At 54.0% G+C, this 17303-nt stretch carries 18 protein-coding genes; 8 read left to right on the top strand and 10 right to left on the bottom strand.

The window, feature by feature from the left end; genetic code table 11:
- Window positions 1-63: 63 nt before the first annotated feature.
- The 4 genes from CWM66_RS06610 (at window position 64) to CWM66_RS06595 (ending at window position 4085) form a co-directional block, all read left to right on the top strand.
- The gene (locus CWM66_RS06610) at window positions 64-1215 is read left to right on the top strand and encodes a porin (RefSeq protein WP_007373615.1); all 1152 of its coding nucleotides are present in this window, start codon (window positions 64-66) and stop codon (window positions 1213-1215) included.
- A 301-nt stretch (window positions 1216-1516) separates the two neighbouring features.
- Window positions 1517-2353 (top strand): MetQ/NlpA family ABC transporter substrate-binding protein, encoded by an 837-nt coding sequence (locus tag CWM66_RS06605; protein ID WP_107146392.1) that lies wholly within the window; start codon window positions 1517-1519, stop codon window positions 2351-2353.
- Between the two features lie 57 nt (window positions 2354-2410).
- The gene (sfbB, locus tag CWM66_RS06600; RefSeq protein WP_107146391.1) at window positions 2411-3433 is read left to right on the top strand and encodes a virulence-associated ABC transporter ATP-binding protein SfbB; all 1023 of its coding nucleotides are present in this window, start codon (window positions 2411-2413) and stop codon (window positions 3431-3433) included.
- Window positions 3426-4085 (top strand): methionine ABC transporter permease, encoded by a 660-nt coding sequence (locus CWM66_RS06595; RefSeq protein WP_007373618.1) that lies wholly within the window; start codon window positions 3426-3428, stop codon window positions 4083-4085. Before sfbB ends, CWM66_RS06595 begins: the two co-directional genes overlap by 8 nt.
- Window positions 4086-4156: 71 nt before the next feature.
- Here the strand turns inward: CWM66_RS06595 and mnmH are convergent, their stop codons facing one another.
- On the bottom strand, window positions 4157-5242 hold the full coding sequence (gene mnmH, locus CWM66_RS06590; RefSeq protein ID WP_107146390.1) for a tRNA 2-selenouridine(34) synthase MnmH: 1086 nt from the start codon (window positions 5240-5242) through the stop codon (window positions 4157-4159).
- Window positions 5243-5580: 338 nt separating this feature from the next.
- Here mnmH and CWM66_RS28730 point away from each other — a divergent pair, with 338 nt between their 5' ends.
- The gene (locus CWM66_RS28730) at window positions 5581-6129 is read left to right on the top strand and encodes a hypothetical protein (RefSeq protein ID WP_146159923.1); all 549 of its coding nucleotides are present in this window, start codon (window positions 5581-5583) and stop codon (window positions 6127-6129) included.
- Window positions 6130-6227: 98 nt separating this feature from the next.
- On the opposite strand, the gene purK is transcribed toward CWM66_RS28730, so the two are convergent.
- The 4 genes from purK to ppiB all read right to left on the bottom strand — a co-directional run bounded on the left by purK (window position 6228) and on the right by ppiB (window position 9150).
- Window positions 6228-7295 carry a 5-(carboxyamino)imidazole ribonucleotide synthase gene (purK, locus tag CWM66_RS06585; RefSeq protein ID WP_035887330.1) on the bottom strand — a complete coding sequence of 356 codons (1068 nt, stop codon included), beginning with the start codon at window positions 7293-7295 and terminating at the stop codon, window positions 6228-6230.
- The gene (purE, locus tag CWM66_RS06580; protein ID WP_007373622.1) at window positions 7292-7801 is read right to left on the bottom strand and encodes a 5-(carboxyamino)imidazole ribonucleotide mutase; all 510 of its coding nucleotides are present in this window, start codon (window positions 7799-7801) and stop codon (window positions 7292-7294) included. Before purE ends, purK begins: the two co-directional genes overlap by 4 nt.
- Window positions 7802-7930: 129 nt before the next feature.
- A complete protein-coding gene (lpxH, locus tag CWM66_RS06575; RefSeq protein ID WP_107146389.1) occupies window positions 7931-8653 on the bottom strand; it encodes a UDP-2,3-diacylglucosamine diphosphatase in 723 nt (240 codons plus the stop codon).
- A gap of 2 nt (window positions 8654-8655) precedes the next feature.
- On the bottom strand, window positions 8656-9150 hold the full coding sequence (ppiB, locus tag CWM66_RS06570; RefSeq protein ID WP_007373624.1) for a peptidylprolyl isomerase B: 495 nt from the start codon (window positions 9148-9150) through the stop codon (window positions 8656-8658).
- Window positions 9151-9323: 173 nt separating this feature from the next.
- Here ppiB and cysS point away from each other — a divergent pair, with 173 nt between their 5' ends.
- Window positions 9324-10709 carry a cysteine--tRNA ligase gene (gene cysS, locus CWM66_RS06565; RefSeq protein WP_107146388.1) on the top strand — a complete coding sequence of 462 codons (1386 nt, stop codon included), beginning with the start codon at window positions 9324-9326 and terminating at the stop codon, window positions 10707-10709.
- Window positions 10710-10834: 125 nt separating this feature from the next.
- On the opposite strand, the gene CWM66_RS06560 is transcribed toward cysS, so the two are convergent.
- From CWM66_RS06560 to folD, 5 genes are all read right to left on the bottom strand, one after another.
- The gene (locus CWM66_RS06560; protein WP_043954539.1) at window positions 10835-11356 is read right to left on the bottom strand and encodes a metal-dependent hydrolase; all 522 of its coding nucleotides are present in this window, start codon (window positions 11354-11356) and stop codon (window positions 10835-10837) included.
- A 229-nt stretch (window positions 11357-11585) separates the two neighbouring features.
- Window positions 11586-12602 (bottom strand): Mal regulon transcriptional regulator MalI, encoded by a 1017-nt coding sequence (gene malI / locus CWM66_RS06550; RefSeq protein ID WP_007373627.1) that lies wholly within the window; start codon window positions 12600-12602, stop codon window positions 11586-11588.
- An 81-nt stretch (window positions 12603-12683) separates the two neighbouring features.
- The gene (locus tag CWM66_RS06545; protein WP_071920392.1) at window positions 12684-14183 is read right to left on the bottom strand and encodes a PTS transporter subunit EIIC; all 1500 of its coding nucleotides are present in this window, start codon (window positions 14181-14183) and stop codon (window positions 12684-12686) included.
- 287 nt (window positions 14184-14470) lie between these two features.
- Window positions 14471-14683 carry a ribosome-associated protein YbcJ gene (ybcJ, locus tag CWM66_RS06540; protein ID WP_007373629.1) on the bottom strand — a complete coding sequence of 71 codons (213 nt, stop codon included), beginning with the start codon at window positions 14681-14683 and terminating at the stop codon, window positions 14471-14473.
- A 1-nt stretch (window position 14684) separates the two neighbouring features.
- Entirely contained in the window at window positions 14685-15551 is an 867-nt protein-coding gene (folD, locus tag CWM66_RS06535) for a bifunctional methylenetetrahydrofolate dehydrogenase/methenyltetrahydrofolate cyclohydrolase FolD (protein ID WP_007373630.1), read from the bottom strand.
- Between the two features lie 532 nt (window positions 15552-16083).
- Here folD and fimA point away from each other — a divergent pair.
- Both fimA and fimI read left to right on the top strand, forming a co-directional pair.
- On the top strand, window positions 16084-16650 hold the full coding sequence (gene fimA / locus CWM66_RS06530) for a type 1 fimbrial major subunit FimA (RefSeq protein ID WP_107146387.1): 567 nt from the start codon (window positions 16084-16086) through the stop codon (window positions 16648-16650).
- Window positions 16651-16721: 71 nt separating this feature from the next.
- A complete protein-coding gene (fimI, locus tag CWM66_RS06525) occupies window positions 16722-17258 on the top strand; it encodes a type 1 fimbrial protein subunit FimI (RefSeq protein ID WP_107146386.1) in 537 nt (178 codons plus the stop codon).
- Window positions 17259-17303: the final 45 nt, after the last annotated feature.

The following is a 17303-nucleotide window of genomic DNA, read 5'->3' as shown; positions in this document are numbered from 1 at the left end:
TTTTAGACGTTAGTATCTGCCCGCTAGTACTTACTAGTGGCGTCTATCCATCAAGGAAAAACCATGAAAATAAAAACAACCGCCCTGGCGACAGCCATTGGCGCAGCAGTGGCATTAACATCTTTCGCAACTCAGGCGGAAATCACCCTTCTTAAACAGGATCCACAGGCTGGCGATCCGCTGAGCCGACTCAACTTCACCGTTGGCGGTTCTATCCGTCCGCAGTTCGATAACGCGATGGGCAATAGCGACAAAGGCTCGTACAAACGTAACGGTTATGACGGCGGCACCCGCTTCCGTTTCGCGTCGGACTACTACCTGTTTGATGATATTAGCTGGATTAACTATTACGAACTGGGTGTGAACATTCCGGCGCTGTTCGACTGGGATAGTCACTACGCAGCAGGTTCCAACAATACCACCCGTCGTATGCTGTACACCGGTCTGAAAAGCAAAACCTGGGGTACGATGACCTTTGGTCAGCAGAACAGCATTTATTACGATGTCGTGGGTGCGAAAACCGATATCTGGGATTACGACATGAAAGCCCAGGCGCCGGGTAACGGTATCAAAGGTGATTACGACGGTTCTTACCGTTCACGTAAGATGCTGAAATACAAAAACACCTTTGGTGATTTTGATCTCTATGCCGCCTACCTGTTCTCCGATAGCGAACTGCTGCTGAAAAACAGCAGCATCCGTTACAAACGTAATGGCGGCGGTTCACTGGGTGTGGATTACCACCTGGCCAAAAACCTGACCTGGGGTACGGCGTGGAACTACACCAAAGCCAACGTGCGTAACAGCAGCACTGGCGATACTGACTCCTACAGCCAGAACATCTATGGTACAGCGCTGAGCTGGACGCCGGATAACTGGACCTTCTCCTTCGGCGGCGGCTGGTACGAAAACTTCCTGACCACCGGTCAGAAAAATGTTCACGACTACTTCGCGGGTGACGCGTGGGGTATTGAATATTTTGCCGGTTATAAAATCCCGGTGGGCCAGTACGCGCTTAAATATGTACAGCCGTACGTGATGGGCGACCGTCTGCAATATACCACTGGCCGCGACTATCAGCGTATCGACAACGGCGTAGGTGTGACCTTCCAGCTGGATTACGGTTTCCGTGTCGATTACGAACACGTATTCACCAGCAGCACCGACAAGTCTCTGGCCGATATGAACATTGTTCGTCTGCGTTACGACTTCTGATAAGTCATGCGCTGCCGGGTTTAGCGCTTAGTTTAAATCCGGCAATGCTTATCAATAAAAAGCATAACGAAACAGCGTATTACCCGCGAAAAGTGGGGCTTTTCGTTATGCTTCATCACCTTATCCTGAAAATATCTCCCCACCATTCAGTGACATAGTTCACAGCATAGTGAATTTTTTTCAATTACCGCAGGGCCGCGTTTGTGCCATCTTATCCTCCAGCCTTATTCACAGGGTGAAAATGGAACGCGGCGCATTGCACGTCGCGCCACACAGCATCTCAACTCGTTAGGGAGAATTTATGGGACGTCGTCTCAGCTTACGCGCTACCTTCGGCGCACTGCTTCTGGTATGCGGTTTACCTTTTGCTCACGCCAGCAGCGATCCGCACACGATCGTCTTCGGCGTGGCACCTGGCCCTTACGGCGATATGGTGAAACAGGCGATTGCGCCGTCGCTGAAAGAGAAGGGCTATAAAGTGGTGGTACGTGAATTCAGTGATTATGTACAACCCAACATGGCGCTGGCGAACGGCAGTATTGATGCGAACCTGTTTCAACACAGCCTCTATTTTGACAAATTCACCGCGGATAAAGGGCTGAAGTTAAGCAAACTGATCAGCGTACCAACGGCGGGAATGGGGTTTTACTCCCGTAAAATCAAAAGTCTGGATGAGTTGAAAAAGGGCGATATTGTCACGCTTTCCAACGATCCGACCAACCTGGCGCGCGGGCTGCGTTTCCTGCAATCGCTGGATCTTATCACCATCAAAGAGTCGATTGATCCGACTAAAGCCTCCGAGCGTGATATTGCCAGCAACCCGAAAGGGCTGGTGTTCAAACCGCTGGAAGCGGCACAACTGCCGCGCACGCTGGACGGGGTGACCGCTTCACTGGTCAACGGTAACTTTGCTATCGCTGCCGGGTTGAAGCTCTCTTCCGCGCTGAAGCAGGAACATCTGGATGAAAATCTGAAGAATATCATCGCAGTACGTACGGAAGATGCCGATAAGCAGTTCGCGAAGGATATTGTTGAAGTGGTGAAATCACCGGCTTATCGCGCGGTCATTGACGATCCCAACAATGTTTATGGCGCTTTCCAGAAACCCGACTGGATGACGCAAGCGGATAAGAAATAAGTTTCCGCTTGATTTGACTGGCAGGCTGCGGCCTGCCTTTTGTCGTTTGAGGTTTGCATGATTGAGATAGAGAAGGTTTGCGTCGATTTTCCCGCAGGTCGCGGGAGCGCAAGCGCTACGCGTGCCGTTGATTCGGTCTCGCTGCGCATCGCCGCAGGTGAAATTTTTGGCATTGTCGGTACCAGTGGCGCGGGCAAAAGCACATTGCTGCGCACATTAAATGCACTTACGCGTCCCAGCCAGGGCCGCGTAAATATTAATGGCGTGGAAATCTCCGCGCTGGATGGCGTAGCGCTGCGTCAGGCGCGTCAGCGCATTGGCATGATTTTTCAGCATTTTAATCTGATGCACACCCGCACGGTGGCGCAAAACGTGGCCTTTAGCCTGAAAGCGGCGGGCTGGGAGCGCAGCAAAATCGCCCCGCGTGTAGCGGAAATTCTGCAACTGGTTGGGTTGAGCGATAAAGCGCATCGTTATCCGGTACAGCTGAGCGGCGGGCAAAAACAGCGCGTGGGTATCGCGCGCGCGATTGCCAACCATCCGGATGTATTGCTGTGCGACGAGCCGACTTCCGCGCTGGATCTGGAAACTTCCGCCACCATTCTGGCGCTGTTAAAACAGATCAACGAACAACTGGGGATCACGATTGTGCTGATCACCCATGAAATGAATGTGATCAAATCGATCTGCGATCGGGTGGCGGTAATGTCAGGCGGTAAAGTGGTGGAAGAAGGGGAAGTGTTTGATATTTTTGCCCATCCACAGCATGCATTCACCCAACAACTGGTATCGCACACGTTGAACCTGACGCTACCGGAACGTTTACAGCAACATTTACCGGGGCAACTTCTGAAGATCCTGTTTATTGGCGACTCCGCCGAACAGCCGGTGCTCTCCGATGCGGCGGTGAAGTTTGGCGTGGCGGTGAATATTCTGCACGGCAAAATTGAGTATATCGGTGAGCGCGCGCTGGGGATGCTGGTGGTGCAATTGTCCTCTGCTGAAAATCCGCATCGGGTGGCAGAAGCCGTTGATTACATTCGCAACCGTACCGCACAGGTGGAGGTGATCCGTGGATGATTTACTGGCCGATTTAAGCCTGGCTTTTGGCGAAACCTTCCAGATGTTGAGCATTTCGACGGTGCTGGCGATTGTTGGCGGTTTGCCGTTAGGTTTTTTGATTTTCGTAACCGATCGCCACCTTTTCTGGCAGAATCGCGCGGTTTATTTAATCAGCTCTGTGCTGGTCAATATTATTCGTTCGGTGCCGTTTGTCATCCTGCTGGTGTTGCTGCTGCCGTTAACCCAATGGCTGCTCGGCAATACCATTGGGCCGATTGCCGCTTCCGTGCCGCTGTCTGTTGCGGCTATCGCTTTTTACGCCCGGCTGGTTGATAGCGCGCTGCGTGAAGTGGACAAAGGGATCATCGAAGCCGCTGAAGCCTTCGGCGCCAGCCCGCTACGCATTATCTGTACGGTGCTGCTGCCGGAGGCCAGCGCCGGCTTACTGCGCGGTCTGACTATCACGCTGGTGAGCCTGATTGGCTACTCGGCGATGGCTGGGATTGTCGGCGGTGGCGGTGTGGGCGATCTGGCGATTCGTTACGGCTACTATCGTTATGAAACGCAGGTGATGATTGTCACCGTGGTGGCGCTGATCGTGCTGGTGCAGGTGGTGCAGATGCTGGGTGACTGGCTGGCAAAACGCGCCGATAAGCGCGATCGTCATTGATATCCCACGAGCGGGTTCATGTGGTCGACCCGCTCACCGGGCAGACCGGGGATCGTTGCCAGCCACCGACATTACTGCTGGTTATTTTGTGCCGCCAGCCAGGCGGCCGTTTCATCGTAATTGCCGCGGAAGATAATATCTTTCGCGCGCTTTTCTAACTGATAGCGATACATCGGGTCGTAATACTCTTCAAGCAGCGGCGCAAGCCACGCAAAATGCGCACTTGTATTACCGGAACGCTGTTGTTGAATCAGCGCTTCCTCCTGGCGGGCGCTAAGCTGTGCGAAACGCTGTAACCCAAGGCGGCGGCGAATCGCAAACAGACCGTGGCGCAGGTACTCTGCGTAAGCCTGCCAGCCTGCTTCTTCACCATCGCGCTGGATAAAGGCTTGTGACATCTGCAAAAAATAGTCGTTACGCAGGCGCTCAAGCCGCTGCTCAAACGGCTCTTCCACCACCGCCAGCGGTGATTGCGCCATGCGCTCACGCAGTATTGCTGGCAGATGATTCGCGCCAATCGCGTGCCCTTCATCCTCCAGCAGCCAGAAAGCGGGAAACGTTTTCAGCAGTACCGCAGCCAGTTGATTTTCAAAACTGGCCTGCGAAAGTTGCGCTTGCAGCGTGCGGCCAAATGAGGAGCCGCGATGGCGGGCAAGCCCCTCCAGATCGATCCCGTTATGTCGGGATGCCACCAGTAGCGTTTTGCCGCTACCGGTACAGCCGCCAATCAGCAACAGCGGGCGCTGCAAACGCTGATGTATCGCCTCTATTGCTGCCTGACGCAGTGTTTTGTAGCCGCCGATGACCAGCGGGTAGTCAACTCCTCGCTCGCGTAACCACTGCTGTACGATGTGCGAACGCTGACCGCCGCGCGCGCAGCAGATATAGCCGCGTGGATTTTGCTTGCAGGCCTGGAGCCATGCCTGCATTCGTTGTTCCCGTAATTCGCCCTGAACCAACTGGTGACCCAGACGCAACGCGGCCTCCGGTCCCGCTTTTTTGTAGCAGGTGCCGACGGCGGCGCGCTCGCTATCATTCATCAGCGGCAGGTTAATGGCGCCAGGCAGGGCACCTTGTTGAAACTCAATCGGTGCGCGGACATCAATAAGAGGAGTGGTATCACGCAGGATAGTCAGGTAATCCGTCGTGTCGTTCATGGGGCTTCCTTCTGCAAAACGCTGGCGGTAACCGCCGCGTGCAGATTTTACGCCCGAAGCTGCCGAGATCAATGGCGGGAGCTAATCGCTTTTTAATGTGTAACAAGATGCCCGCACTATATTCCGGTACAGCGCCTATATTCGTCCTTTTATACTACAGCCCAGATTAATCTGTGTGATGTCAGACTGTCGACATAAACGGAATGGTTCGTTTGAATTATCTTATTGAGATGTAAGATTTAACTTATTATTTAATAACTCTTTAATTGTGGTTGGTTAATCGCCCGGTGCATTATTTTTAAGCCAGTTTCATTCGGTTAAATATACAAGGAGGAAGTATGTTTAAATGTTGGTTTACTACACCGAAAAATAAAGGGTTTTCATCCTTTTACTTTTATCAGCCCGATACGAAAGAATTTTGTCGTATCCGTCTGGAACTCAATCGCCGTTCACGGGGGAGCGATGATGGCAGGACGTCAGTTTTTTATCACCCCTACAGAGTAGTGGGTTTTTCTACCAGAAAAGATCTTGATTGCAACAATCGACGACTATGGCATATCCAGAAAGCAAGAGAGGGCGATCGCTTAATTTATCAGGGAGATCTTTTACTCAATTCTGAACCAAATAGACATGAGAAATATATTTATGATAGTGCAAATACATATACAGGAATTCATAAAGGAAGCCCGGTGGTTCCTTTTGACGAGGCAATATTACCGCCCGGTGTCAGGAAATATCATTTGCTGAAATTAGCGAAAATTGCCGTTATGTGGAAAAAAGATATTTACCTGACACCCAAAAATGCCTCCCCCGAGCAGTTGGCAAATAAAATTCTGGCGGAGATTAATTTCCCGCAGATGATCTGTGATGTTGTGGCGCGAATCTGATATGTGTACAGGACGTTTACGAGAGCAGCTTGCTGCAAAGGAATGCGACAAGCGAAATTGAAAACGCTGGCGATGACCGCCAGCGTAGAGATCGAGGATTATTGCAGTTTTGACTGCGCCCAGGCGATGCCGCTGGCATATTCCGGCGGCAACAGCGGAACCAGCGCTTCCAGCGTAGCGCTCAGACGGGCGGTATCGCTGTCGTTGAGGTTCAGGTGACCCACCTTACGCCCCGGACGCACCTCTTTATCGTACCAGTGCAGATGCACCAGCGGCAGCTTAAGCCAGTCGTAATTGAGATCGCTGCCAATCAGGTTGATCATCACCGACGGGCTGTTGACTACCGGTGGCGGCAGCGGTAAATCCACTACCGCGCGCAGATGCAGTTCAAACTGACTGATTGAGGCACCGTTTTGCGTCCAGTGGCCGCTGTTGTGAACACGCGGCGCCAGCTCGTTAATCAGCAGCCCGGCCGGGGTGACAAAGCACTCCATCGCCATCACGCCGACGTAGTGCAACTCGTGCATGATTGCCGAGAGCATCTCTTCGGCCTGCTGCTGCAGTTCGGCATTGGCCTGCGGGAAAACCACGCTGGTACGCAAAATGCCGTCCTGATGCAGGTTGTGCGTCAGCGGATAAAACACTGTGCTGCCATCATGGCCGCGCGCGCCAACCAGTGACACTTCACCTGAAAAGTTGATGCCCTGCTCGACGATGCACTCGCCGTAGCACTCTTCCGGCAGTTGATCGGTATCGGCAGCCCGCAGACGCCACTGGCCGCGGCCGTCATAACCGCCGACGCGGCGTTTGACGATGGCCAGCTCGCCCAGGCGCGAAAACACGCCCGGCCACTCGCTTTTCTCTGCCAGCAGTTGCCATGGCGCGGTGGCGAGTTGCAGCTTGTCAAAGAGTTGTTTTTGCGTCAGACGATCCGCAATCACCGGAAATACGTCGCGGTTTACAAACGCCGGATGACGCGCCAGTTCGCGGGTCAGCGCCGTTTCCGGCCAGCGTTCAATTTCTGCCGTGATCACGCTCTGCTGAAACGGCACCGCTTCCGGCGCCGCGTCCAGTCCGACCGGCCATACTGCAATGCTCAGAGGCTCGCCGGCCTGGCGCAGCATGCGGCCAAGCTGACCATTACCTAATACGCAGACCTGCTTCATGCCGCCCCCCGGGGATCCGGATTGTCCAGCACTTCATCGGTCTGGGTTTTGCGCCACTGCGCCAGACGCTGATGCAGTGCAGCATCATGCTGGGCGAGGATTTGCGCGGCCAGTAGCGCCGCGTTTGCTGCGCCAGCTTTGCCGATCGCCAGCGTACCAACAGGAATACCGCGCGGCATCTGGACGATAGAGTAGAGGCTATCGACGCCGCTCAGCGCGGCGCTTTGTACTGGTACACCCAGCACCGGCACCAGCGTTTTGGCCGCAATCATCCCTGGCAAATGCGCTGCGCCGCCAGCACCGGCGATAATAACCTGAAAACCGTTCTGCTCTGCGCTTTCGGCGAAGCTAAACAGTTTATCCGGAGTGCGGTGTGCGGAGACGATTTCAACATGGTGCGGGACGTTCAGGGTATCGAGGATTTCTGCGGCGAACTGCATGGTTGCCCAGTCGCTTTTCGATCCCATAACAATGGCGATGCGTGCCGGTTGGTTGCTTGAAGACATGCGTCTCAAAACTCCTGTGGGTGTACTTCAGACGACAAAAGAGGGCACAGAGAATAGCATGTAAAATGACGAAGGAAAACGGTTGCGTGGCGATGTTTTGCGCGTTTGCCGCTATGCGGGCGTTGCTAATCAGAAGGGAAAAAAGAGCAGTTCGACAGCGGTTTCGCTGACGCGCACCATCGAACCTTCGCTGTGCCAGGCACCTAAAACAGCCCGGAATGCGGGCGCGTTGTTCGCAGTGAGTTCATGTACTGCCGGGCGGTGCGTATGGCCGTGGATCAGCCACTGAACTCGGTGCTTTTCCAGCGCGTCGATGACGGCTTGCGGGTTCACGTCCATGATCTCAAGCGATTTACTGCTGTTAGCGGCTTTACTTCCGGCGCGCATTTTCGCGGCGACACGGCGGCGGATAAACAGCGGCAGGGCGAGAAACAGGGCTTGTATCCACGGCGTGTGAACTTTTTTGCGAAACGCCTGGTAACCGGCATCGTCGGTACACAGCGTATCGCCGTGCATGATCAGTATCTTACGGCCATACAGATCGAGCACTTGCGTTTCCGGCAGCAGTTGCATACCGCTTTGGCGGGCAAAGCGTTTGCCGAGCAGAAAATCACGGTTGCCGTGAATGAAGTAACAGGGTACGCCGCTTTCAACCAGCGATTTGATGGCGCTGGCGATTTGCTGGTGCAGCGGGTTGGGATCGTCATCGCCGATCCAGGCTTCAAACAGATCGCCCAGAATATAGAGCGCGTCCGCCTGGCGAGCCTCACCGGCTAAAAAACGCAGAAAACCGGCGGTGATCGCCGGTTCTTCTGTTTGCAGGTGCAAATCTGCAATAAAGAGTGTCGCCACGCTTACTCGCTGACGGTCACGTTTTCAATCACAACGTCTTCTTTCGGAACGTCCTGATGCATGCCGCTACGACCGGTGGAAACGCCTTTGATTTTGTCAACCACGTCCATGCCTTCAACCACTTCGGCGAAGACACAGTAGCCCCAGCCTTGCAGGCTTTCGCCGCTGAAGTTCAGGAAGTCGTTGTCTGCCACGTTGATGAAGAACTGCGCAGTTGCGGAGTGCGGCGCCTGAGTGCGCGCCATTGCCAGCGTACCACGGCTGTTTTTCAGACCGTTGTTGGCTTCGTTTTTGATCGGATCTTTAGTGACTTTCTGATTCATGCCCGGTTCGAAGCCGCCGCCCTGAATCATGAAGCCATTGATAACACGGTGGAAAATTGTGTTGTTATAGAAACCTTCACGGCAGTAGTCCAGGAAGTTTTTAACTGTTTCAGGCGCTTTATCGTCAAACGTCTTGATTACGATGTCGCCGTGATTAGTGTGGAAAGTAACCATTATTGCATCCTGTTCTGATAGTGTAGTGCACAGACCCGCCAGTGGGTCAGAGATAGTCGCCTGTTATAGCATAACCGCGAGGTGGGATCACCTTGCAAAGTGTGCTGCTTCGGGTTTGAATTACGGGTAATATATGCGGTTTTCGTTCCACACACGTCCAAATGGAATCTTCGATGTTAAAAATCTTTAATACACTGACGCGCCAAAAAGAGGAATTCAAACCTATTCATGCCGGGGAAGTCGGCATGTACGTGTGTGGTATCACTGTTTACGATCTGTGTCATATCGGCCATGGTCGCACTTTTGTTGCCTTCGACGTGGTTGCACGTTATCTGCGTTTTCTCGGCTATAAGCTGAAGTATGTACGTAACATCACCGATATTGACGATAAAATCATTAAACGTGCGAATGAAAACGGCGAAAGCTTTGTTGCGCTGGTCGATCGTATGATCGTCGAGATGCATAAGGATTTTGACGCGCTCAATATTCTGCGCCCGGACAGCGAGCCGCGCGCGACGCACCATATCCACGAAATTATTGAAATCACCGAACGCCTGCTGGAACGCGGTCACGCTTATGTGGCTGACAACGGCGACGTGATGTTCTCGGTGCCGACGGATCCGACTTACGGCCAGCTTTCGCGCCAGGATCTGGATCAGTTGCAGGCGGGTGCGCGCGTGGAAGTCGCTGAAATCAAGCGCAACCCAATGGATTTCGTGTTGTGGAAAATGTCCAAGCCGGGCGAGCCGAGCTGGCAGTCGCCGTGGGGCGAAGGGCGTCCGGGCTGGCACATCGAGTGCTCGGCGATGAACTGCAAACAGCTCGGTTCACATTTCGACATTCACGGCGGCGGTTCTGATCTGATGTTCCCGCACCATGAAAACGAAATCGCGCAATCTACCTGCGCCCATGACGGCGAATACGTGAATTACTGGATGCACTCCGGCATGGTAATGGTTGACCGCGAAAAGATGTCCAAATCGCTGGGTAACTTCTTTACCGTGCGCGATGTGCTGAAGTATTACGACGCGGAAACCATCCGCTACTTCCTGATGTCCGGTCACTACCGCAGCCAGTTGAACTACAGCGAAGAGAACCTCAAGCAGGCTCGTTCTGCACTGGAGCGTCTCTACACCGCACTGCGCGGTACAGACAGCACCGTGTCGGCGGAAGGTGGCGAGGCGTTTGAAGCGCGTTTTGTGGAAGCAATGGATGATGATTTCAACACGCCGGAAGCCTACTCGGTGCTGTTCGACATGGCGCGTGAAGTGAACCGTCTGAAAACGGAAGATGCGTATGCGGCCAATGCGCTGGCGTCACATATGCGCAAGCTGGCGGGCGTACTTGGTTTGCTGGAACAGGAGCCGGATGTTTTCCTGCAAAGCGGTGCGCAGGCGGATGACAGCGAAGTGGCTGAGATTGAACAACTGATCCAGCAGCGCCTTGATGCGCGTAAAGCGAAGGACTGGGCGGCAGCCGATGCGGCGCGTGACCGTCTCAATGAGATGGGCATTGTGCTGGAAGATGGTCCGCAGGGCACGACCTGGCGTCGTAAGTAAGAAAAAAGCGGCTTCGGCCGCTTTTTTTATCTCTGGTGTGTTTTTCTCTGCCATTCGGTAACGAGCGTGGGATGGTGCTTATCCGGCCTGCACAACGCCAGTTAACACGAAAACTGCCATCCCCTTTAACGCCTGCGCCACCACAATAAACCCATCACTATCACACCTGGCAGCCACACCCACAGCAACTCAGAAATGATCACCTGGTGACCATACGGCGTGGTGTAGCGTGACAGAGCAAACGGTGCGACTTTAATCACCTGCCAGGGCGCAAAGAAGCGTTCATCTGACCACGGCCACAGCCAGCCGACGCCTTTACCGCCGGTGGTTATTGAATCCAGCAGGCTGTGCGATAACAGCGAAACCGTTAAAAATGCCCAGCAGCGCAGCAGGCTGGCTTTGAACCGTTTTCGCCCAAACCACGCGACCAGCAGCGGTACGACAAAGGCAAACAGCAGCGAGTGGGTAAATCCGCGATGACCAAAAACGTTGCCGTAGGCGACGCCGAATTTAAAGGCTAACACGTCGGCATCTGGCAGCATCGCCAGTGCAATCCCTGCCACTAATAACCCGCGCGGAATGACTTTATTACCCAGCCCTAAGCCCAGGCACAGAGGAACGGCAGCATGAGTAACGATCGTTGGCATGAGGTATGTCCCTGAAGAAAAGCGAGATTATAGCCATTGCACGAACGGGAATGACTGCGTGCTTTTCCGAATCTACCCGTGATCGCATAAATTTTAGGGCGAATTTTCCTGCGTATGACAAATGACCACGCCAGTTTTCGCTGCGCTCAGGAAGCGATAAAAATCATGAAAACCCAGCAGCCGATAGGCGGGCGCATCATTAACAACGCCTCTATCTCGCCGCGGTTAATTACGCTGACTCACGGGCGATAAGCTGCCCGGAGAGCGTAATGCGCTGGGTCTGTAATTCTGGTTCTTTCAGTTTGCGCAGCATCAGCCCGGCAGCCTGGCGCCCGGTCTCTTCACTGGCAGAAGAGACATAGGTGAACGAGGGCGAGGTGAGGTTGACGTGCAGCATATCCTCAAAGCCTATTAGCGCAACTTGTTGAGAGAGAAAGACATCCTTGCCGATGGTGCGCCCGGTGTGGTGAATGCCGGATATCGAGCCAATCATCGCCGCCGGGGAGTGGCAGAGCAGGGCGGTGATGGTGTTGTTATTTTCCAGCAACTGCCGGGTGGCGTAGCTTGCCGCCTGGGTGTCGTCGCTGCAATCCGGCGTTGAACCTTCGCGCAGCACCAGCCCATGCTGGCTCATTGCGCTGCGAAAACCCAGTAGCCGCTGCTGGCGAAGTAAATCGCCCTCGACGCCGCCAATATAGGCAATACTGCGGTGTCCGCGTTCAATCAGGTAGCGCGTCGCCAGGCTCGCCGCCTGCCGGTTATCACGCATCACTAAATCGCAGTTCTCGTTGAGCAGTGACTGTGAAACGACCACCAGCGGAAGGTGACACTGGCGGATCTGTTCAGGCAGCGAGGCGCTGCGCGTATCCGAGGCAAGATAAATCACGCCCGCCACGCCCTGTTGCTGGAAGGAGAGCAGGCAGCGTTCAAGATGTTCACCATCATTAAGCGGCTGGCCGAGGAACACCATATATCCCTGCGTTTCCAGTTCCTGAACGATACTGGCCATCACTTTGATGGAAAAACTGTCGCTGAAATCGCGCAGGATAAGCCCGATCAGGTTGGAGGTGTTGGCGCGCAGGTTAGCCGCCGCGACGTTTTGCACATAGCCGAGCGCCGCGATCGCCGCATGGACTTTCTCGATCGTGGCTTCTGATATTTTCCCTTTCTGACGCAGCACCAGCGAGACGGTGGAAACGGAAACGCCCGCCTGTTTTGCAACATCAATAATGCTGACTTTCTTCAACTCTGCTCCCTGAATTTCCTGCTTATCCGCCGGGTTAGCGCCTCGGTTAGGCTACCGCAGAGGCGCCAATCCGGCATATTATTATTTGCCGATCATCGTGGACATGGTTTGTGCGATAAATTGCGCCCTCGCGCCAAAAATCACCTGAATACCGCTGTCGCCCACAAATACCACACCGCGTGCGCCCAGCCCGTTAAGTCCATCTTTATCCACCATTTCGCTCTTCGCCACTTCGAGGCGCAGACGGGTGATGCAGGAACCCACGGAATCAATATTCTGCGCACCTCCCAGCAGGCCGATAATTTCGGTCGCCAGCTCGGTATCGGTTTTATCGTCCGCCACAGCGGTCACGTCGGTACGGCCTGGCGTTTTGACATCAAAACGGCGGATCACAAAGCGGAAGGTGAAGTAGTAAATCAGCGCCATCGGAATACCGACGATAATAGCGTTCAGGAAGTTAGTCTGATAGCCGTTAAACGAAGGCAGAATGCCGAACGACAGATAATCAATAAAGCCGGCAGAGAACGATTTGGCGATGTGCGCGTGCAGCAGGTACATCGTCATATAGGCCAGGCCCGCCATGATGGCGTTAAAGACATAGAGGATCGGCGCGACAAAGATAAAGGTAAATTCAACCGGCTCGGTGATCCCGGTCAGGAAGCAGGTCAGCGCCGCCGAGAAGAGGATACCGAAAGCAATCTTTTTGTTGCGGGTCTGCGCTTCGTGGTACATCGCAAGGCAAGCCGCCGGAAGCGCGAACAGCATCAACGGGAACTCACCTTGCATAAATTTACCGGCGTTTTGGTAGGTGTCGCTGCTGAACGATTTCACCCCTTCTTCCAGCATCTTGAACCAGATAGTCTGGTCGCCGTGGATCACCTGACCGGCCTGCGTGGTGTAATTGCCAAACGAATACCAGAATGAGGGATACCAGATGTGGTGCAGGCCGAGCGGGATCAACGCGCGTTCTACCAGCCCGAAAATAAAGGTCGAAGCTGCCTGGTTATCGCCGTTGACGATCACCGACAGCGCATCGATACCCGCCTGGATATGTTGCCAGACATACGGCAGCAGCAGACCGAGCACAAATGACAGGAACGCCGTGGCAATGGCGACAAAGCGCTTGCCGGAGAAGAAGCCGAGAAACTCCGGCAACTGCATCGTGTGGAAGCGGTTATAGCACCAGGCGGCGAGAATACCGCAGATCAGGCCGCCAAAAACGCCCATTTGCAGCGTCGGGATCCCGACCACCATGGAGTATTTCCCGCCCTGCGAGGCCATCTCCGGCGTAATGCCTAACATGGTGCCGATAGTGATGTTGGTGACAAACACCGATACTGCCGCCGACAGCGCCGCAATCCCGGATTCGGACGCCAGCCCGACAGCCGAACCGATGGCGAAAAGCATGGGCAGGTTATCAAAAATGACGCCGCCTGCGTTCATCATCAGCGGCAGATGGAATTTGTCGCCGAAGGCCAGTAATAAGCCCGCAGCCGGTAACAGCGAGATCGGCAGCATCAGTGCGCGACCAATCATCGATAATTTAGACAGCGATTTAACAAACCCTGATATCAGACTCATGCTGATTTCCCCCGAAGTTGCGCATTTTGCGCGTTATTATTGTCAGTAGAACGTTTTAGTAGAACGTTCTACTTATCGTGAGATAAGGGCAAAAAAGCTGCAACTAAATTTTTACATTCAGCCAGATCAATTAATGATTATTTGAGGTTGATCGGTAATAAACCGTGATGATTGCGGGGGTGATTAAATAAGAAAGGCCGGATGGCGGCTATCGCCTGATCCGGCCTGGAGACTCATCATTTGCAGGCGCTGAAAAGTACAGCGCCATCCGGCATTTTGGCAGGTGCTCAGGCGATGACGGTCACGCTCTGGCCTTCAAAACTGACCGTCTGACCGGCGACGATTTTGCAGCGTTTACGCGTTTCCACCGCGCCATCTACATTCACCAGGCCTTCAGCAATGGCGATTTTCGCTTGCGCGCCGCTCTCACTCCAGCCTTCCAGTTTCAGCAGATCGCACAACTCTACGTGCGGGTGTTTTCCCAGGGAAAATGTTGCCATCTTATGCGCCTTCTACATCATGATATTCTTCACACGCTTGCAGCGTGTTCTGGATCAGGGTGGCGACGGTCATCGGGCCGACACCGCCCGGAACCGGGGTAATATACGCCGCGCGGGCCGCGGCTTCTTCATAGATCACATCGCCGACCACTTTGCCGTTTTCCAGGCGGTTAATGCCGACATCGATAACAATCGCGCCTTCTTTGATCCACTCGCCCGGAATAAAGCCCGGTTTACCGACCGCGACGATCAGCAGATCGGCATTCTCAACGTGGTGACGCAGATTTTTGGTGAAACGGTGCGTCACGGTGGTGGTGCAGCCCGCCAGCAGCAGCTCCATGCTCATCGGGCGGCCGACGATATTGGAAGCGCCGATCACAACGGCGTTGAGGCCGAAAGTATCAATGTTATAGCGCTCCAGCAGCGTCACGATCCCGCGCGGTGTGCAGGGACGCAGACGCGGCGCGCGCTGGCACAGGCGACCCACGTTATACGGATGGAAACCGTCGACGTCTTTATCCGGTGCGATACGTTCCAGCACCTTCACATTGTCGATACCGGCGGGCAGAGGCAACTGCACCAGAATACCGTCGATGGTGACATCGGCGTTCAGCTTGTCGATAAGTTCCAGCAACTCGGCTTCGCTGGTGGTTTCAGGAAGATCGTAAGAGCGGGAGATGAAACCCACTTCCTCACAGGCTTTGCGCTTGCTGCCGACATAAATTTGCGATGCCGGGTTGCTGCCAACCAGTACGACTGCCAGGCCTGGGGCGCGTTTCCCGGCCGCAACGCGCGCCCGTACTTTTTCCGCAACCTCAGAGCGCACCTGCTGCGCAATCGTTTTACCATCAATAATCTTTGCTGCCATCAGAGAGAGGATTCCATCTGTCGTTTCAACTAAGGGGGATGTGACTATTTTGTCAGAAGCGCGGCGTGCTGTCAGTTATCGTTTGCGTATTTCACCTGCAAAGGGGAGGGCGGAGAGCGGAAAATGCCCCGCGCGGTCCCGATTTTAACGAAATTTCAACAATTCATCACCCTTAGGAAATGCGGGGCTACGTCAGGCATCGCACCGGGTGACGCGCTATTTGTTGATTCATTCGAATACTCTGACCAGGTTATTTCTTAGATCCTATTAAGAATCCCCTTAGGAAAATTAAAGTCCTGGCGGATATTTTCATCTTCACTACGCGTTTACTTTATTGCGGTGGCAATCGTTCTGCCCGCAGAGATTAATTTTACTGTTCTTTCCAGGTGAGAGGAAAAAAGCAGGAAGTGAATCTCGACTGAATTATATCTTTACAGGAAGAAGATATTTTAACTGGCATCAAGTGTCGTCAGGAATCAAACGGTATTCGGCAGGAGGCCGAAGCCGGATATGCGTTTTTCAAGGAAAACCAATGAATATGAAATTAATGGCTTCTTCAGTTGCAGTAAGTTTGCTGCTGATGGCGGGCGCAGCGCAGGCTGAAGATCCGATAACGAACCCGGTCAGCGTCAGCGGCGGGAGCGTTCATTTTGAAGGGGAACTGGTGAACGCGGCCTGCGCGGTCAGCACTAAATCGTCTGAACAGACCGTGACGCTGGGCCAGTATCGTACCGCTTCTTTCAGCAAGGTGGGCGACACCACGGCGCAAGTGCCGTTCAGCATTGTGCTTAATGACTGCGATCCAAGTGTGGCGAAAACCGCTGCGGTGGCATTCTCCGGCCAGACTGATGCCACCAATGCTGCGTTGCTGGCGCTGACTTCCGCAGATAACGGCTCCACGGCAAGCGGCGTGGGTATCGAAATTCTCGATAACACCTCAACCGCACTCAAACCTGATGGGGCCACTTTCTCTACCGCGCAGGCGCTGGTAGAGGGCACAAACACGCTGCACTTCTCCGCGCGTTACAAAGCCACCGCAGCGACTGCCACACCAGGGCAGGCCAACGCCGATGCCACTTTTATCATGAAATACGAATAAGGCAGCGGACTATTAAGGAGGGTACGGCCTCAGGGATGAGGCTTCTTACAGCGTAAGGTGAGTCATAACCAATGATGAAAAACGTTGCTGCTCTGGCGCTAATAATGGGCACGTTACCGGTGCTGGCACAGACAGTGGTGCTGGACAGCGGCCAGATTCATCTGCGCGGATCGCTGGTAAACGGTGCCTGCGCGGTGGCGTCGGAGAGCGAAGATTTACGCGTGCAAATGGGTCAGTACCGCACTAATGCTTTCTCAGGCGTAGGTAGCTTTGCCCCCACCAGTGCGGCTTTTACTCTGCGTCTGGTGGATTGCGCCAGCGATGTTTCCCGATATGTCGGCGTGCTGTTTTCCGGCGATACGCCGCAGGAAGATCCGTTGGTGTTTGTCGCGCGCGGTACGGGAGGTGAAGGGGCAAAAGGCGTGGGGGTGGCGCTGTTTGATCAACAGCAGCGGCAAATTATTCCCAATACCTTGCCGACATCCTGGGTGGCGATTTCCGCCGAAGAGATGACATTTCATTTCACCGCTCGCTATCGGGCCATCGCGGAAAATATTATGCCGGGACATCTTTATTCCGACGTCTGGTTTACCTTGGTCTATCCCTGATTTATTTCGCTGAGTATCAGGCGAATCTAACGAGTTATTTTCACG

This window comes from Kosakonia sp. H7A (genome assembly GCF_003028445.1).
In the GTDB taxonomy this organism is placed as follows: domain Bacteria; phylum Pseudomonadota; class Gammaproteobacteria; order Enterobacterales; family Enterobacteriaceae; genus Kosakonia; species Kosakonia radicincitans.
The sequence above is the reverse complement of the archived record's forward strand: the minus strand, read 5'-3'. Positions and strand labels throughout refer to the sequence as shown.

Bases quoted from the DNA above. Each gene is read 5' to 3' on its own strand.
- purE (WP_007373622.1), bottom strand. From the start codon at position 7,801: ATGTCTTCAAGCAACCAACCGGCACGCATCGCCATTGTTATGGGATCG.
- CWM66_RS06610 (WP_007373615.1), top strand. From the start codon at position 64: ATGAAAATAAAAACAACCGCCCTGGCGACAGCCATTGGCGCAGCAGTG.
- purK (WP_035887330.1), bottom strand. From the start codon at position 7,295: ATGAAGCAGGTCTGCGTATTAGGTAATGGTCAGCTTGGCCGCATGCTG.
- fimI (WP_107146386.1), top strand. From the start codon at position 16,722: ATGATGAAAAACGTTGCTGCTCTGGCGCTAATAATGGGCACGTTACCG.
- cysS (WP_107146388.1), top strand. From the start codon at position 9,324: ATGTTAAAAATCTTTAATACACTGACGCGCCAAAAAGAGGAATTCAAA.
- CWM66_RS06605 (WP_107146392.1), top strand. From the start codon at position 1,517: ATGGGACGTCGTCTCAGCTTACGCGCTACCTTCGGCGCACTGCTTCTG.
- fimA (WP_107146387.1), top strand. From the start codon at position 16,084: ATGAATATGAAATTAATGGCTTCTTCAGTTGCAGTAAGTTTGCTGCTG.
- mnmH (WP_107146390.1), bottom strand. From the start codon at position 5,242: ATGAACGACACGACGGATTACCTGACTATCCTGCGTGATACCACTCCT.
- folD (WP_007373630.1), bottom strand. From the start codon at position 15,551: ATGGCAGCAAAGATTATTGATGGTAAAACGATTGCGCAGCAGGTGCGC.
- CWM66_RS06545 (WP_071920392.1), bottom strand. From the start codon at position 14,183: ATGAGTCTGATATCAGGGTTTGTTAAATCGCTGTCTAAATTATCGATG.
- sfbB (WP_107146391.1), top strand. From the start codon at position 2,411: ATGATTGAGATAGAGAAGGTTTGCGTCGATTTTCCCGCAGGTCGCGGG.
- ybcJ (WP_007373629.1), bottom strand. From the start codon at position 14,683: ATGGCAACATTTTCCCTGGGAAAACACCCGCACGTAGAGTTGTGCGAT.
- CWM66_RS06560 (WP_043954539.1), bottom strand. From the start codon at position 11,356: ATGCCAACGATCGTTACTCATGCTGCCGTTCCTCTGTGCCTGGGCTTA.
- ppiB (WP_007373624.1), bottom strand. From the start codon at position 9,150: ATGGTTACTTTCCACACTAATCACGGCGACATCGTAATCAAGACGTTT.
- CWM66_RS28730 (WP_146159923.1), top strand. From the start codon at position 5,581: ATGTTTAAATGTTGGTTTACTACACCGAAAAATAAAGGGTTTTCATCC.